Source organism: Empedobacter sp. UBA6745 (genome assembly GCF_002453775.1).
GTDB classification, from domain to species: domain Bacteria; phylum Bacteroidota; class Bacteroidia; order Flavobacteriales; family Weeksellaceae; genus Empedobacter; species Empedobacter falsenii_C.
In genome coordinates this window covers 11,426-26,075 of sequence record NZ_DKHL01000014.1, presented here as the reverse complement: position 1 = coordinate 26,075, position 14,650 = coordinate 11,426, and the positions used below count along the sequence as shown (strand labels likewise).

The 14,650-nt window shown below is 32.6% G+C and carries 16 protein-coding genes; 10 read left to right on the top strand and 6 right to left on the bottom strand.

The features are described from left to right. Positions 1 to 65: 65 nt before the first annotated feature. The 7 genes from B4H69_RS05120 to B4H69_RS05095 all read left to right on the top strand — a co-directional run bounded on the left by B4H69_RS05120 (position 66) and on the right by B4H69_RS05095 (position 7,341). Complete coding sequence (locus tag B4H69_RS05120; protein WP_038336320.1) at positions 66 to 536, top strand: Lrp/AsnC family transcriptional regulator; 471 nt, start codon at positions 66 to 68, stop codon at positions 534 to 536. A gap of 33 nt (positions 537 to 569) precedes the next feature. Continuing rightward, the gene (locus B4H69_RS05115; RefSeq protein ID WP_125350221.1) at positions 570 to 1,271 is read left to right on the top strand and encodes an NUDIX hydrolase; all 702 of its coding nucleotides are present in this window, start codon (positions 570 to 572) and stop codon (positions 1,269 to 1,271) included. A 9-nt stretch (positions 1,272 to 1,280) separates the two neighbouring features. Next, positions 1,281 to 1,763, top strand: coding sequence for a hypothetical protein (locus tag B4H69_RS05110; RefSeq protein WP_219034200.1), 483 nt, complete (start codon positions 1,281 to 1,283; stop codon positions 1,761 to 1,763). Positions 1,764 to 1,970: 207 nt separating this feature from the next. Continuing rightward, on the top strand, positions 1,971 to 3,386 hold the full coding sequence (locus tag B4H69_RS05105; RefSeq protein ID WP_280045761.1) for an L-serine ammonia-lyase: 1,416 nt from the start codon (positions 1,971 to 1,973) through the stop codon (positions 3,384 to 3,386). Between the two features lie 264 nt (positions 3,387 to 3,650). Beyond that, complete coding sequence (locus B4H69_RS16440; protein ID WP_422653364.1) at positions 3,651 to 4,151, top strand: DEAD/DEAH box helicase; 501 nt, start codon at positions 3,651 to 3,653, stop codon at positions 4,149 to 4,151. Positions 4,152 to 4,195: 44 nt separating this feature from the next. Next, on the top strand, positions 4,196 to 5,527 hold the full coding sequence (locus B4H69_RS05100) for a DEAD/DEAH box helicase (protein WP_349679653.1): 1,332 nt from the start codon (positions 4,196 to 4,198) through the stop codon (positions 5,525 to 5,527). A 116-nt stretch (positions 5,528 to 5,643) separates the two neighbouring features. Next, positions 5,644 to 7,341 carry an AMP-binding protein gene (locus B4H69_RS05095; protein WP_280045762.1) on the top strand — a complete coding sequence of 566 codons (1,698 nt, stop codon included), beginning with the start codon at positions 5,644 to 5,646 and terminating at the stop codon, positions 7,339 to 7,341. Between the two features lie 66 nt (positions 7,342 to 7,407). On the opposite strand, the gene B4H69_RS05090 is transcribed toward B4H69_RS05095, so the two are convergent. From B4H69_RS05090 to B4H69_RS05080, 3 genes are all read right to left on the bottom strand, one after another. After that, positions 7,408 to 7,734: a hypothetical protein gene (locus tag B4H69_RS05090; protein WP_280045763.1), complete on the bottom strand. Its 327-nt coding sequence runs from the start codon at positions 7,732 to 7,734 to the stop codon at positions 7,408 to 7,410. Further along, positions 7,724 to 8,074 carry a phage holin family protein gene (locus B4H69_RS05085; protein WP_280045764.1) on the bottom strand — a complete coding sequence of 117 codons (351 nt, stop codon included), beginning with the start codon at positions 8,072 to 8,074 and terminating at the stop codon, positions 7,724 to 7,726. Before B4H69_RS05085 ends, B4H69_RS05090 begins: the two co-directional genes overlap by 11 nt. Before the next feature lie 63 nt (positions 8,075 to 8,137). Next, on the bottom strand, positions 8,138 to 8,497 hold the full coding sequence (locus B4H69_RS05080) for a YtxH domain-containing protein (RefSeq protein ID WP_125350224.1): 360 nt from the start codon (positions 8,495 to 8,497) through the stop codon (positions 8,138 to 8,140). Positions 8,498 to 8,597: 100 nt separating this feature from the next. Here B4H69_RS05080 and B4H69_RS05075 point away from each other — a divergent pair, with 100 nt between their 5' ends. The 3 genes from B4H69_RS05075 to B4H69_RS05065 are packed head-to-tail and all read left to right on the top strand — an operon-like array spanning position 8,598 to position 11,678. Then, positions 8,598 to 9,800, top strand: coding sequence for a pyridoxal phosphate-dependent aminotransferase (locus tag B4H69_RS05075; protein WP_280045765.1), 1,203 nt, complete (start codon positions 8,598 to 8,600; stop codon positions 9,798 to 9,800). A 13-nt stretch (positions 9,801 to 9,813) separates the two neighbouring features. Further along, complete coding sequence (gene murB, locus B4H69_RS05070; protein WP_280045767.1) at positions 9,814 to 10,833, top strand: UDP-N-acetylmuramate dehydrogenase; 1,020 nt, start codon at positions 9,814 to 9,816, stop codon at positions 10,831 to 10,833. 53 nt (positions 10,834 to 10,886) lie between these two features. Continuing rightward, positions 10,887 to 11,678 (top strand): hypothetical protein, encoded by a 792-nt coding sequence (locus B4H69_RS05065; RefSeq protein WP_180906379.1) that lies wholly within the window; start codon positions 10,887 to 10,889, stop codon positions 11,676 to 11,678. A gap of 28 nt (positions 11,679 to 11,706) precedes the next feature. Here the strand turns inward: B4H69_RS05065 and B4H69_RS05060 are convergent, their stop codons facing one another. The 3 genes from B4H69_RS05060 to B4H69_RS05050 form a co-directional block, all read right to left on the bottom strand. Beyond that, positions 11,707 to 12,141 carry a DUF2310 family Zn-ribbon-containing protein gene (locus B4H69_RS05060; RefSeq protein ID WP_221414074.1) on the bottom strand — a complete coding sequence of 145 codons (435 nt, stop codon included), beginning with the start codon at positions 12,139 to 12,141 and terminating at the stop codon, positions 11,707 to 11,709. Continuing rightward, positions 12,113 to 12,904: a cobalamin-binding protein gene (locus B4H69_RS05055; protein WP_180906381.1), complete on the bottom strand. Its 792-nt coding sequence runs from the start codon at positions 12,902 to 12,904 to the stop codon at positions 12,113 to 12,115. Before B4H69_RS05055 ends, B4H69_RS05060 begins: the two co-directional genes overlap by 29 nt. 96 nt (positions 12,905 to 13,000) lie before the next feature. Then, positions 13,001 to 14,491: an aminoacyl-histidine dipeptidase gene (locus tag B4H69_RS05050; protein ID WP_180906382.1), complete on the bottom strand. Its 1,491-nt coding sequence runs from the start codon at positions 14,489 to 14,491 to the stop codon at positions 13,001 to 13,003. Positions 14,492 to 14,650 lie beyond the last annotated feature (159 nt).

Below are 14,650 nucleotides of genomic sequence, written 5' to 3'. Positions count from 1 at the left end.
ATAATTTTGCTAAAAATTAATTCGATTTTTTATTAAAATAATAATAATAATCAAAAATTAGGAAAATGAATTACATAATTGATGATGTTGATAAGAAAATTTTGATGTATTTGATTGACAATACAAGAATGCCATTTACAGAAATTGCAAAGAAAATGAATGTTTCTGCTGGTACTATTCACGTGCGTGTCAAGAAATTAGAGGAGGCTGGAATCATCAAAGGAACTACACTAATTACAGATTATGATAAAATGGGTTATCAGTTTGTTGCGTATGTAGGATTGTTACTTACAAAAACAAACAAAACTCAGAAAGTGATAGATGAATTATATAAAATTCCTAACGTAACAGTGGTTCACGTTGTTTCTGGGAAATATAATATTTTCTGTAAAATTCGTGCAAGAGATACTTCTGATGCTAAAGATGTTATCTACAAAATTGATCAAATTGATGATGTATTGAGAACAGAATCTATGATTTCGTTAGAAGAATCTTTCAACGATAAAAATAGATTGATGCATTCAATTTTTCATTAAAAATAAATTTCAATTTATTAATCATCCCACAAAATGACAGACGAAGAAAAAGAAAAATATTTTCAGGTCGCTCTATGTTCAAGTCTCGTACTTTTCGGGTTTGATGGAGAAGATCTCAAAATATTGGTGTACAAAAAACTAAACGATCCTTTCAAAGGAGCATTGGTTTTGCCAGGAAAATATATTGCGCCAACGGTAAGTAACGATCAAGCAATTCACGAATTGTTGATTGAGAAAATTGCTTACGATGAGCATCAAACATATATTGAACAATTGAAAGCCTTTACAAAAGTTTTTCGTAATCCATTAGGACGAGTTGTAAATGTTGCTTACTATGCTTTGGTTAAATTGACACCTCAAATAGAGGAAAAAGTGAAAACACAAGGTGGAGAATGGTTTCCTTACGATCGCGTTCCGGATTTAGCTTTTGATCATAATGAGATTGTAAAATATGCAAAAGAGCGTGTAAAACGTCGTGTGAAGCGTCGTCCAGTAGGCTTTAACTTACTTGGTGATGAGTTTACAATTGCGCAATTACAAAGTTTGTATGAAAAAGCCTTGAATCGTGAGTTGGATAAACGTAACTTTAGAAAGAAAATCTTTAACTCAAATTTAATTATCGAAACAGGTAATACAACAGATCCTAAACAACATCGTAAAGTATCTAAATTGTATCGTTTTGATGAAGAAAAATACGAAAAATTGAGTTTGAAAGGATATGATTTCTTATTTTAAAATAAAGCTATGACAGATCAAAAAGTAGAACAAAATCAAGAACGTGACGATATTTTTGACACAAAAGTTTTAATGTCGGATAATACCAAAACAAAAGATTTGAAACACGAAGGAAACAAAACATCATTCCTTTTCAAGTCAATGATCTTTATAATGGTTTTCTTGATTTTGAGTATTCTTTATCGTGGTTATCAATTATTGGTGACAAATGATTATTTGTTCCGCCAAATGATGAACGAAGATGCGCCAGAAATGCCAAAATGGTATCCAATTTCGACTCTTGTTTTAGGAGTTATTGCATTGATAGGTATCTTTTTAGTGAAATCTTACAAAAGAATTGGTGTGTATATGGTTGTGACATCATTATTTGTGTCAGCAGCAATGCAGCCCGAATTTATGGCAGATGGAACACTTTTTACCATGTTTACATTGTTTGTGTTTATAGGTTATGGTTTAGCGATTATCTATCCATATTGGCACAAGTTTAAATAAAAACTTAATAAAATATAGAAAAGAGGTTACAATTAGTTGTAACCTCTTTTTTTGATGCTGAATTATTTGTGTTAATATCATTCAATATGAATATTTTAAGCATGTTAATTGTTTAAGTTGATAAAAAAACTGCTTAAATAAAGCGAATATGAGAATTTAACGGCTATATTTGTCTTGTGTGGAAAAAATATAAATTAAAAGTACAAAATGGATTGTATTTCAGTATTTGATATGCTCAAAATTGGCGTTGGTCCTTCAAGTTCGCATACTTTAGGTCCTTGGCGCGCAGCAGAAGCTTTTCTGAAAGAATTGGATGCTGCATCTATCTTTAATAAAATTACAAAAGTTCGTGTAGATTTGTATGGCTCTTTATCGCTTACGGGTAAAGGACATGCAACTGATTATGCAGTAATGTTAGGGCTAAGCGGTGCTGATCCTGAGTATATTCCTGTTGATGATATTTCGAATATTATTAATACAATAAATACAAATAAACAATTAAATTTTGGAAATAAATTTTTAATTGATTTTAATCCCGAAACTGATATCGTTTTCAATCGAGAGTTTTTATCTTTTCACGCTAATGGAATGATGTTTACAGCTTTTTATGAGAACGAAGAATTATCTTCTACATTCTATTCGATAGGGGGAGGATTTATTACAAAAGAGGATGATAGTGCTACCAATACAGATGTTACTTGTGCTTTTCCATATTTATTTAATACATCAACAGAGTTATTAGAATTTTGTTCGAAAGAAAATAAATCGATTTCTGAAATCATGTTCGAGAATGAAAAAACAATCCGAACAGAAGATGAAATTCACCACGAATTAATGCGTGTTTGGAATACCATGTTAGAGTGTATGTATATTGGTTGTCATACAGAAGGTATTTTACCAGGCGGATTGAACGTGAAACGTCGTGCTTACGATATGCACAAGAATTTGGTTGGAGCAACACCTTATTTTAATCCACAAGAATGGATTGCTTCAATCCGAAAAACCAAAGTATATTTTCGTCAAATCTTGAAATGGGTAAGTTGTTTTGCTCTTGCTGTTAATGAAGTAAATGCTTCGTTAGGTAGAGTTGTAACAGCTCCTACAAATGGTAGTGCAGGAGTTATTCCAGCAGTTTTGATGTATTATTTGGTAATCGAAAATCATAAAGCTGGTCAAAAAGAGATTGAACAATTCTTAACAACAGCAGGAGTTATTGGTTCTATTTTTAAGAAAGGAGCAACTATTTCTGCGGCAATGGGAGGTTGTCAAGCTGAGATTGGTGTATCTTCGGCTATGGCTGCAGCTGCATTATGCGAATTAATGGGAGGAACTCCTGCGCAAGTAACGATGGCTGCCGAAATTGCAATGGAACATCATTTAGGTTTAACCTGTGATCCGATTGGAGGTTTAGTTCAAATTCCTTGTATCGAGCGTAACACAATGGGAGCGATTAAAGCGATAAATGCGGCAGAATTAGCACTAGATACAGATCCATTGACTGCGAAAGTTCCGTTAGATAAAGTTGTGAATACGATGTGGGAAACTGCAAAAGATATGAATAATAAATACAAAGAAACTTCCGAAGGAGGTTTGGCAGTTGCTGTAAATATTGCAGACTGTTAGTAATTTATTCATTATCAATAAAATAATATTATGTGTATTAATTGTAAGGATTATGAATGTGTGTTGTGTATTTCAAAAATAATCCTTACATTTGCACAGCCTTTTAGAGTTAAGGTACGGATGTTAAAGAATATTCATTTAGGGATTTTTTAGGCTGCTCAGCCATTTAATTTTATTCTTTCATATCTGTTGGTTAAATAATTTAAAATAAAACCGGTGATATGGAATATAAATGAATTTCATTATCTCGGTATCGTATCTAACATGATTACATTCAAAGAATTAGGACTTCAAGAAGAAATCCTAACTGCAATTGAGAAAATGGGCTTCGTTAACCCATCTCCAATTCAAGAAAAAGCTATTCCTCAAATCCTTTCATCAGATCAAGATGTTATTGCATTGGCGCAAACAGGTACAGGAAAAACTGCAGCATTCGGGCTTCCGGTTTTAAATCAATTAGACAGCAATTCAAAATCAGTACAAGCAATTATTTTGTGTCCTACTCGTGAATTATGTTTACAAATTGCAAAAGAATTAGAATCTTTTTCTGCAGATATGCGTGGAGTACGTGTACAGGCAGTTTACGGTGGTGCTGACATCGTTAAACAAATTAGAGGATTAAAAGATAATCCACAAATCGTTGTAGGAACACCAGGTCGTACAATGGACTTAATCAAACGTGGCGCATTAAAAATTAATGACATCACATGGACTGTTTTAGATGAGGCAGATGAGATGTTGAACATGGGATTCCTNNTATCTTAGAAACAACTCCAGAAGAAAAACAAACTTTATTATTCTCAGCTACAATGCCTTCAGAGGTTCGTCGTATCGCTTCAGAATATATGCACAATCCAGTTGAGATTGCTGTAAGTAAAGTAAATACTGCATCAAAAAATATCGAGCACCACGTTTATTTAGTACGTTCTTCTGATCGTTACTTAGCTTTAAAACGTTTGGCCGATTATTACCCAAATATTTATGGTATCGTTTTCTGTAGAACTCGTCGCGAAGCGAAAGATGTAGCAGATAAATTGATGCAAGATGGTTACAATGCAGACGCATTACACGGAGATTTATCACAATCGCAACGTGATCACGTGATGGAGAAATTCCGTAACCAAAACATTCAAATCCTTGTTGCAACAGACGTTGCTGCTCGTGGTATCGACGTAAATGAGTTGACTCACGTAATCAACTTCAATTTACCAGATGATCCAGAAGTTTATGTACACCGTTCAGGACGTACAGGACGTGCAGGTAACAAAGGAATTTCTATCATTATTTCAGGAGGTCGTGAAGCGCGTAAAATTAGAGATTTAGAAAAATTAATTGCTTCTAAAATCGAACCTAAAAACGTACCAACTGGAGCAGAAATCTGTGAAAAACGTTTAATTTCTTTAATCGATAAAATCGAAAACATCGAAGTTGATGAAGAATTAATCGAGCCTTACATGGAAACTGTAAACGAAAAATTGGCAAACTTAGATCGTGACGATTTATTAAAACGTTTCATGACAGTTGAGTTCAATTCTTTCTTAGAATATTACAAAAACACGAAAGATATTTCTTCTGAAGGAGATCGTGGTGATAGAGGAGATCGTTCTTCTAACCGTCGTGGAGGTCGTGATTTCTCTCGTTTCTTTATCAATATTGGTCAAAAGCACAACTTACGTGTTCCAAACTTAATTGGTTTAATCAACGAGCAAACTCGTAACCGTAACATCGAAATCGGAAAAATTGAAATTTTACGTAATTTCTCTTTCTTCGAAGTTGATACACAATTCGAATCATTAGTGTTAGAATCTTTCAAAGATGCACAACGTGATGGTGTAGATTTAGATGTTCAAATCTCTAAACCAGAACCAAGACGTGGTGATGGTGAGCGTCGTGGAGGAGATCGTCGTCGTAATGACAGAGGAGGAGATTCTCGCGGACGTGGTTTCAATAGTCGTCGTGATAATGACCGCGAAAGAAGTGGAGGTTATCGTGGTGGAGATCGTGATCGCGGAGGAGACAGAGGTGGATTCCGTGGAGGAGATCGTGACCGTGATTCAAGAGATTCTAGAGGTGGAGATCGTGGTGGTTACCGCGGAGGAGACCGTAATAGAACTGGAAACTCAAGAAGAGGTAGAGATTAATATATTCTCAACAAATAATAACAAAAAGGATGATTTTATTAAATCATCCTTTTTTTATTCATAAAACTTCTGTTTGAATAAATAATTTTTCTATATTTATTCAAAACCACAAATAAATGACAGTACAAGAATTGTTTAACTCTATTCGATTATCCATCGAAGAAGAGAATTATGCGCAATTAAAAGACATTAAAATTTTTAAACCTGAAAAATTCAATTGGGTAAAGGATATTTTCGAACCTTACAATGTAGCTCAATTAGGAACTCAAAAAGGTTTAATTTGGAAGTATAATGAACAACGAGAAGATTATACTTTTCAGGATTTAGCTGATAAATACAATCAATTCTTAAACTATTTAAGAAACAAAGGAATTGTACAAGGAGACAAAATGTTTTCTCAAGTTCCATTATTACCAATTACTTGGATTGGTTATTTGGCTTCTATCAAAGGTGGATTAATTATTATTCCAGCTGCAACAACTTTAGAAGCAAGAGATTTAACCTTTAGATTCGAATCTTCGTTTCCAGAAGTTGCTTTAGCAGATCAAGCAAATGCATCGAAAATAGATGAAGCAGAAACAAAATTTGATAAAAAGATTAAGGTAAAATTAATTACAGAAGGCGAGAGAGAAGGTTGGACAAATATCAATGAGTTATGGAAAGAATCTACACAAGCTGAGGCTGTAGATACAAAACCTGACGATGATTTATTCTATTTCTTTACTTCGGGAACGACAGGAATGCCGAAAGTTGTGGTGCATACGCATTACACTTATCCGCTTGGAGGTTTCACGACATCTTCTTGGGTAGGAATGAAAAAAGGCGATTTGCATTACAATATTTCTCAACCAGGTTGGGCGAAATTCTTTTGGAGTAGTTTCTTTGCTCCGTGGAATATGGGTGCGACAATTTTGGGTTATCATGCAGATAAATTTGTTCCGAAAGAACAATTACAAACTATTCAAGATTTGGGTGTAACAACCTTTTGCGCGCCGCCAACAGCTTTGCGTGTATTGATTTTAGAAGATTTGAAAAGTTATGATTTCAAACTTCGTCAATGTGTTTCAGCTGGTGAACCTCTTAATCCCGAAATTATTGATGTCTGGAAAGAAGGTACAGGAATTACGATTCGTGATGGTTACGGACAATCAGAGTCTACTGCCATGATAGCGAATTTGCCAAATGAAAAGATTAAATACGGATCGATGGGAAAACCTGCGTTTTTATATGATATTGTGATTGCAGATGATGATGGAAATATTGTGCAAGATTGCGAAGAAGGAAATATTTGTGTTGTGCATAATGAAGAAACCATCAATGGAATTTTCAAAACTTATTTGATTCAGAAAGATAAAATGATGAAAGTTTTCAAACATGGATTATATTATACTGGAGACAAAGCTTATAAGGACGAAGACGGCTATGTTTGGTTTGTTGGGCGTGATGATGATGTGATAAAAGCGTCTGATTTTCGTGTAGGACCATTTGAAGTAGAAAGTGCTTTGTTGGAGCATGATGCAATTATGGAAGCTGCTGTTGTGGCAAGTCCGCACGATTTACGCAGTAATGCTGTAAAAGCTTTCGTGATTTTAGCGCCTGGACATGAAGCGTCGGAAGAATTAGCAAAAGATATTTTTAGATATACAGAAGAGCATTTAGCACGTTATAAAATTCCGCGTATTGTACAGTTTGTAGAGAGTTTACCAAAAACAATTTCAGGAAAAATACGTCGTGTGGAATTGCGAAATCAAGAAGCTGTAGATAAAAAGAACAAAACGATTATACCAAACGAATATTTTCACGAAAAATATTAGTCGAGCTTAAAATTAACACACAAAAAAACCACTTCGTTTGAAGTGGTTTTTTAATATCAAATAATTTTATAATTTTTCTTCTATATATTCCTGAATTTTACTCGTAATAATTGGAACCGCTATCATAATCAATCCAGAAATTAGAATTTTTGTGACTCCCTTCATCGGATATTTTTTTGAAGCTTTATCTCCAGCCCAATTTAATGCGCTTTCAACTTTAGAAGAAGTGAAACTTGTATCAGATTTTAAATTTGTTACAAGATTAACTGCTTTGTTTACAAATGAATTTTCGTGCTTATTTTCAGCAACTTTCATTTGCAATTTTAGTTTACGTTTTGCCATTCGCAAATCGTCTAAATTTTTTATCGCAGACATTTGTTCTTTATTCTTCATCGTCGTCTTCGTCATCATCGTGGTTAGACATGGCTTCCATAGCGTTTTCTACGGCAATATTTGTCAAGAAAAGTTTTAATTTCTTTCTAAATAAAATAGAAAGAACCATCATCAAGAAATAAATTCCAGTTACAGCAAGAAAACCTAATCCTGTATCATTAAAATAACCTCCTAAAATAAATCCTAATGCTAAACTTCCTAATAATAATAGAAATAAAGAAAACACAGCAATAATTAATACATAAATACCGCTCGCCAACATATTACTCAGCGAATCTACGAGATCGTATTTAGCTAAAGTTATTCTATTATTAATATAAACTTTTAGTTCATTAAACATAAAAATGATTTATTTCAGACAAAGTTAATTATAAATTTTAAGGAATGTTGTATTTCGGAGAAATTAAACTCCTACGTTTTCTTGAAATTCGTCTTTTAAATCTTCTTTTGTTTGGTTTGCTTTAGATTTTAAATCTTTTCCAGCTTCTTTCGCTTTTGCTACAAACTCGTCTTTTTGTTCTGCTAATTTTGATTTTACTTCGTCTAATTTAGCTTCTAATTCTTTTTTAGTTTTTTTCGCTTTATCAGAAAAATCATTCGCGTATTTGTCTAACTCTTTTTTGTATTTGTCAGCTTCTTTTTTTAATTTTTTGCGAGTGTCTTTTCCTGATTCTGGTGCATATAATAAACCTACTACTGCTCCGATTGCTGTTCCGATTGCTAAACCTGCTAATAATTTAGTTGCATTATTTAATTTACTCATAATAAAGTTTTTTTTGAGATTAAACGTTTTTTATATTTACACTTTAAAATTACAAAAACAATACCAAAGAATTCAAATCAAATTTAAAAAATTACAATAAATGTTAATATTATCTGAAAAATCACAAAATATGCCAGCTTCTCCAATCAGAAAGTTGGTGCCTTACGCAGATGCAGCGAAAAAAAGAGGAACGAAAGTTTATCACTTAAATATTGGACAACCTGATATTGAGTCGCCAAAAGCTGTTTTAGAAGGATTGAAAAATTTTCCTTCAAACATTATTTCTTATACGCACTCAGAAGGTACGTTGGAATATCGTCAAGCTTTGGCAGATTATTTTACAAATCGTGGAATTGAATTAACGCCAGAAAATTTTATTGCAACGTTAGGAGGTTCGGAAGCTTTATTATTTATCTTCGGAATTATTGCAAATCCAGGTGATGAAATTATTATTCCAGAACCTTTTTATGCAAATTATAACGGATTTACATGTGAAAATGATGTAAATATTGTTCCTGTTCCATCTACAATCGAAAATAATTTTGCTTTACCATCTGTTGAGGAGTTTGCGAAAAAAATTACAGATAAAACACGTGCAATTTTAATTTGTAATCCTGGAAATCCAACTGGATATGTATATTCGAAAGAAGAATTAAATCAATTGAAAGAATTAGTTCTTAAACATGATATTTATTTAATTGCGGATGAAGTTTATGCAGAATATTTATATACAGAAGAAGAATTTACATCTGTTTTAAGTTTTCCAGAATTGAAAGATAATGCAATTGTAATTGATTCAGAATCGAAACGTTTTTCTTTATGTGGAGCACGTTCTGGAGCTTTGATTACACGTAACGAGAAATTCTTAAAAGCTGCAATGTTATATGCACAAGCGCGTTTAAGTCCTGTTGAAATTTCTCAATACATTGCAACTTTAGCCCACAGAAATGTTGGAACTTATTTCGAAGATTGTCGTACAGAATATTTAAAACGTCGCAATACATTAGTTGCAGGTTTACAGCAAATTCCGGGAGTGGTTTGCCCAAATCCAAAAGGGGCTTTCTACTGTATGATTCAATTACCAGTTGATAGCGCAGAGAAATTTGCAATTTGGTTATTAGAATCTTTCTCGTCAAATGGAGAAACAGTAATGTTGGCGCCAGGAGCAGGATTTTATTCAACTCCAAATTCAGGAATTCAAGAAGTTCGTTTGGCTTATGTTCTGAAAGAAGAAGATTTGGTTCGTTCTGTTGAAATCTTGAAAGAAGCTTTAGAACAATATCCAGGAACAATTAGATCATAAGAAAAATAAGAAGATGGAAATCATCGAAAATTATTCATTAAAATTATATAACACATTTGGAATAGAAGCAAAAGCAAAATATTTTGCTGATGTTGCGACTATTCAAGATTTGCGAAAAGTGTTGGTTTTTCGTCGTCAAAAAGATTTACCGATTTTATTTATTGGTGGAGGAAGTAATATGCTTTTTGTAGACGATTTTCCGGGAATTGTGTTAAAATTGAATTTGAAAGGAATCGAAATTATCAATGAAGATGATGATTTTGTGTACGTAAAAGCGCAAGGAAGCGAGAATTGGCACAATTTTGTTGAATGGACGTTGCAAAATGATTTTGGAGGATTAGAAAATCTTTCGTTGATTCCTGGAAATGTTGGTACGGCGCCGATGCAAAATATTGGTGCGTATGGCGTTGAGGTCAAAGATTATATCGAAGAAGTTCAAACATTAGTTTTGGAAACGGGTGATGAACGTACTTTTACAAATGAAGAATGTCATTTTGGTTACCGCGAATCTGTTTTCAAAAATGAATTGAGAGGACAATATGTTTTGGTAGCGGTTACATTTAAGTTGACGAAGAAGAATCACAAACTTCATGTGGAATATGGCGCAATAAAATCTGAATTGGAAAAGGAACAAATTTTTGATCCAACGATTCAAGAAATTAGTGCAGCTGTGATCAAAATTCGTCAAAGTAAATTACCAGATCCTTCACAAATAGGAAATTCAGGAAGTTTCTTTAAAAATCCTGTCATCTCGAATGAAGAATTTGCTGAAATAGAAAAACTTCATCCAGAAATTTCTCATTACAAAACTGATTCAGGTGTTAAGTTAGCTGCAGGTTGGTTAATAGAACATGCAGGTTGGAAAGGAAAACGTTTTGGTGATGCAGGAGTTCATGATAAACAAGCTTTGGTTTTGGTGAATTATGGAAATGCAACTGGACGTGAAATATATGATTTATCTGAACGAATTATAGAAGATGTGAAAGCCAAATATGGTGTAACATTGGTTCGAGAAGTCAATATTATACAATAAATTAAATCCCGCTGAAAGCGGGATTTTTTTTTGTTATATTTGATAAAAAAAGGATGAAGTATATATATTATTGTTTGTTAATGTTATTTTTATTTAGTTGCGGATCCTCTGTAAAAACAAAATTAATTAATCAGAGTACAAATGAATTAGAGAATAAAGAAGTTTTAGTGATTTATAATGAGGAGGATTTACCTTCGAAATCAATTTTATTAGGAAGTATTAAGATAGGTGATTCAGGTTTTTCAACTGAATGCTCTAAAGGAGAAGTTCTTAATAATGCTATTGAACAAACAAAAAAGAACAATGGAAATATTCTTTTAATAAGTGAGATTAAAGAACCAAGCTATGCTAGTTCTTGTTATAGACTTAAAGCAAATATTTATTATAATACAACTTCAGAAATGGAAACTTTTCATCAAGAATCTGATAATACATTTGATGCTACAGCAGATTACGCGATGGTTCATATACTTTGTACTTATATAGAAGGAAAAGCTGTAACATTTGAAGGAGAAAATAGGCTTTCTTCAGAACATAAAATCGTTATGGGAGACAAAACGGTTCGTATAAAAGAAAATCAGATGATTAGTATTCCTATTAAAAAAATTGGAAAATTAGTTTTATCTAGTGATGAATTATCTGAAAAAAGATATTTAGAAATTGATATAGAGAAAGGTAAAGAATATTTTATTAACGCATCTACTTATCGTCATAATAATGGAGCTGTACTTTTTAATGGGCAACGATTTGTTTTGAATAAATTAAATTCGACTGAGGGAAAAAATTTATATAATAGTTTAAAGTCTATTATTGATGAAAGAAAACGTTTGGAAAATGAGCAATAAATTAAATCCCGCTTTTAACGGGATTTTTTTATGAATTCATTGTGATTGTTGAAATAATTTTACAATGATCACATTTGTAATCATAAAAATTAAATAATTGACTTTTTAGTTTCCAGTTATTATTACAGTTAGGACAATTAGTTGTAAAATCGTTCTTAATTTTTCTGTAATTGTAAATATAATAATAAGTTGGTGTACCAGTTAATTTCTCTATTTCTTTACAAATTTTTAAGCCTTGCTTAGATAATTGTGAGTTAATATGCTGCATTTGATTAGTTGCCCAACGCTCGCCAACTTCGCAATTCATTTGTAAATTATCACAAGCTTGGTAATTTGTTTCCCAACTTAATATTGGTAAATATCCATAATCGTAATAAACAGGAAGTTTGTATAGTGGAACAGATTTATTACAATTTCCACATGTTATTGGAGATTCAATTGTAATTTTTAATAATATAATCAATTTTATCCAAACCATCGGTTAACGCAGCAGGACCAGGTTGTAAAATCAATTCAGATTTTATTTCGTAAAGATGATTTTGTTGTACAGCTTTTACATTTTCAAAACCAATTCGTTGTTTTACTTTTTCTGGTTTAAACATTTTTCCACACCAAGAACCGATAATAATTTCAGGATTTCGTTCTATTACTTGTTCGTCTAACAAAATTCTATCTTTTGCCAAAGCTTTATTTTTGAGTTCTGGAAAAGCTAATTTTCCACCAGCAATTTCTATCAAATCATTTACCCAAGCACTTCCCGAAATAATTGGTTCGTCCCATTCTTCAAAAAAAACAGTTGGATGATAGGAAAGGAGAGCAGCTTGTTGTTTTACTTCTTCGAGTTTTTTTTCGTAAGATTCGACTAATTTTAAACCTTTTTCTTGGCAACCAATCAATGACGTAAATTGCAAAATCATATTTAAAATTTCGTCAATTGTTCGGTGATTAAAAATAAAAACATTAATTCCTCTTCTAATTAATTCTGCTGCAATATCAGCTTGTAAATCCGAATATCCTACAACCAAATCTGGCTTCAAATTGATAATATCTTCAAATTTTGCATCTAAAAAAGTCGAAACTTTAGGTTTTTCTTTTCGCGCTTGTGGCGGACGATACGTAAAACCACTAATTCCTACTAAACGATGTTGTTCGTTAATGTTATATAGAATTTCGGTTCCTTCTTCGGTTAAACAAACAATGCGCTGAGGATATCGATTTGATGACATTTAATTATGTTTAATAATAACTAAAATTAAGATTAAAATATATAAAAAAAAAGACCACTTGTAAAAGTGGTCTTTAGATTAAATTTTCAGCTTAAATTATATATTTTTTGAATTTGCACAGCTGTAATCAACTGGACCATCGTTTGGAATATCTTTTAAAATATCTAATAAATAATCCCAGAATTTTTGAACTGAAGCAATTTCTACTTTTTCGTCAGGAGAGTGAGCGCCAGAGATATTTGGACCGAAAGAAATCATATCCAAACCAGGATAATTTGTTCCAATAATTCCACATTCTAGACCAGCGTGACATGCTACAACTTTTGGTTCTTCTCCGAATTTTGAAACATAAATACCTTTCATCAATTCTAAAATTTCTGAATGAGTATTTGCTTTCCAACCAGGGTAAGATCCTGAGAATTTAACCTCAAAACCACCTAATTCGAATCCAGCTTTTAATGTTTGCGCTAATGCTTCTTTACCTGATTCTATAGAAGAACGAGTTAAACATAAAACACGAGCATTACCATCAATAACTTCTACACGAGCCACATTGTTAGACGTTTCTACTAAACCTTCAACGTCTGGACTCATTCTGTAAACACCATTGAAAGCTGCCATAATTGTTTGAACAAAAACTTTAGAATCTTGTGCTGACATTGCATCAGTTGCATCAGTTGGTTCTAACGTAATCACCATTTTAGGTTCTTTCGTTTCGTATTCTTCAATAATTTCTGCGCGTAAAGTTTCGTAAGACGCTTTGAAAGCATCCACTTTGTCAGAAGGAATTACAATGTTAGCCCAAGACTCGCGAGGAATAGCGTTGCGTAAACTTCCACCTTCCATATGCACGATTTGTAAACCAAATTCAGTTGCAGCATTTAATAAACGAGCAATCAATTTGTTCGAATTTCCTAGACCTTCGTGAATTTGCATTCCAGAGTGTCCACCGTTCAAACCTTTTAATGTTAAGGTAAAAGCAGTTCCTTTAGTAGCTTCTTTAGTGTAAGTTTTTGTAGCCGTAACATCAACACCACCAGCGCAACCAATGTCTAATTCGTCATCTTCTTCTGTATCTAAATTCAACAAAATTTTTCCAGATAAAAATCCTGCTTTCAAACCTAAAGCACCAGTCATTCCAGTTTCTTCGTCAATTGTAAAGAAAGCTTCAATAGCTGGATGAGGAATATCTTTCGATTCTAAAATTGACATAATTGTTGCAACTCCAATTCCGTTATCAGCACCTAAAGTTGTTCCATTTGCCGTAACAAATTTTCCATCTTCAATCAACATTTCAATTCCTTGTGTCTCAAAATCGAATGTTACATCATTATTTTTTTGACAAACCATATCCAAATGCGATTGCATCACCACTTTTTTACGGTCTTCCATTCCTGGATACGCAGCTTTTTTGATCAAAACATTTCCTACTTCGTCTGTTTCGACAGGTAAACCTAAGTCTTCACCAAATTTGATGATAAACTGACGAACTTTTTCTTCTTTTTTAGAAGGTCTTGGAACTGAGTTCAATGCTGAGAAGTTTTTCCAGATTGCTTTTGGTTCCAAATTAAGAATATCGTTATTCATTGTTTGTTTTTTTATTGTTCCTCAAAGTTACGGAATTGCGACAATATAGTTTTTAAAAAAATGATGATATTAAACTGACCTATATAAGTAACTAAAGTTAATTACTTTTACTTTTCTCATTTTATAATAGATAAATCCGTTGTGCATTTTGAATTAAAA

What these genes read in the sequence shown, in the direction of transcription:
- B4H69_RS05120 (WP_038336320.1), top strand. Translation starts at nt 66, where the DNA reads ATGAATTACATAATTGATGATGTTGATAAGAAAATTTTGATGTATTTG.
- B4H69_RS05115 (WP_125350221.1), top strand. Translation starts at nt 570, where the DNA reads ATGACAGACGAAGAAAAAGAAAAATATTTTCAGGTCGCTCTATGTTCA.
- B4H69_RS05110 (WP_219034200.1), top strand. Translation starts at nt 1,281, where the DNA reads ATGACAGATCAAAAAGTAGAACAAAATCAAGAACGTGACGATATTTTT.
- B4H69_RS05105 (WP_280045761.1), top strand. Translation starts at nt 1,971, where the DNA reads ATGGATTGTATTTCAGTATTTGATATGCTCAAAATTGGCGTTGGTCCT.
- B4H69_RS05100 (WP_349679653.1), top strand. Translation starts at nt 4,196, where the DNA reads ATGCCTTCAGAGGTTCGTCGTATCGCTTCAGAATATATGCACAATCCA.
- B4H69_RS05095 (WP_280045762.1), top strand. Translation starts at nt 5,644, where the DNA reads ATGACAGTACAAGAATTGTTTAACTCTATTCGATTATCCATCGAAGAA.
- B4H69_RS05090 (WP_280045763.1), bottom strand. Translation starts at nt 7,734, where the DNA reads ATGAAGAATAAAGAACAAATGTCTGCGATAAAAAATTTAGACGATTTG.
- B4H69_RS05085 (WP_280045764.1), bottom strand. Translation starts at nt 8,074, where the DNA reads ATGTTTAATGAACTAAAAGTTTATATTAATAATAGAATAACTTTAGCT.
- B4H69_RS05080 (WP_125350224.1), bottom strand. Translation starts at nt 8,497, where the DNA reads ATGAGTAAATTAAATAATGCAACTAAATTATTAGCAGGTTTAGCAATC.
- B4H69_RS05075 (WP_280045765.1), top strand. Translation starts at nt 8,598, where the DNA reads ATGTTAATATTATCTGAAAAATCACAAAATATGCCAGCTTCTCCAATC.
- murB (WP_280045767.1), top strand. Translation starts at nt 9,814, where the DNA reads ATGGAAATCATCGAAAATTATTCATTAAAATTATATAACACATTTGGA.
- B4H69_RS05065 (WP_180906379.1), top strand. Translation starts at nt 10,887, where the DNA reads ATGAAGTATATATATTATTGTTTGTTAATGTTATTTTTATTTAGTTGC.
- B4H69_RS05055 (WP_180906381.1), bottom strand. Translation starts at nt 12,904, where the DNA reads ATGTCATCAAATCGATATCCTCAGCGCATTGTTTGTTTAACCGAAGAA.
- B4H69_RS05050 (WP_180906382.1), bottom strand. Translation starts at nt 14,491, where the DNA reads ATGAATAACGATATTCTTAATTTGGAACCAAAAGCAATCTGGAAAAAC.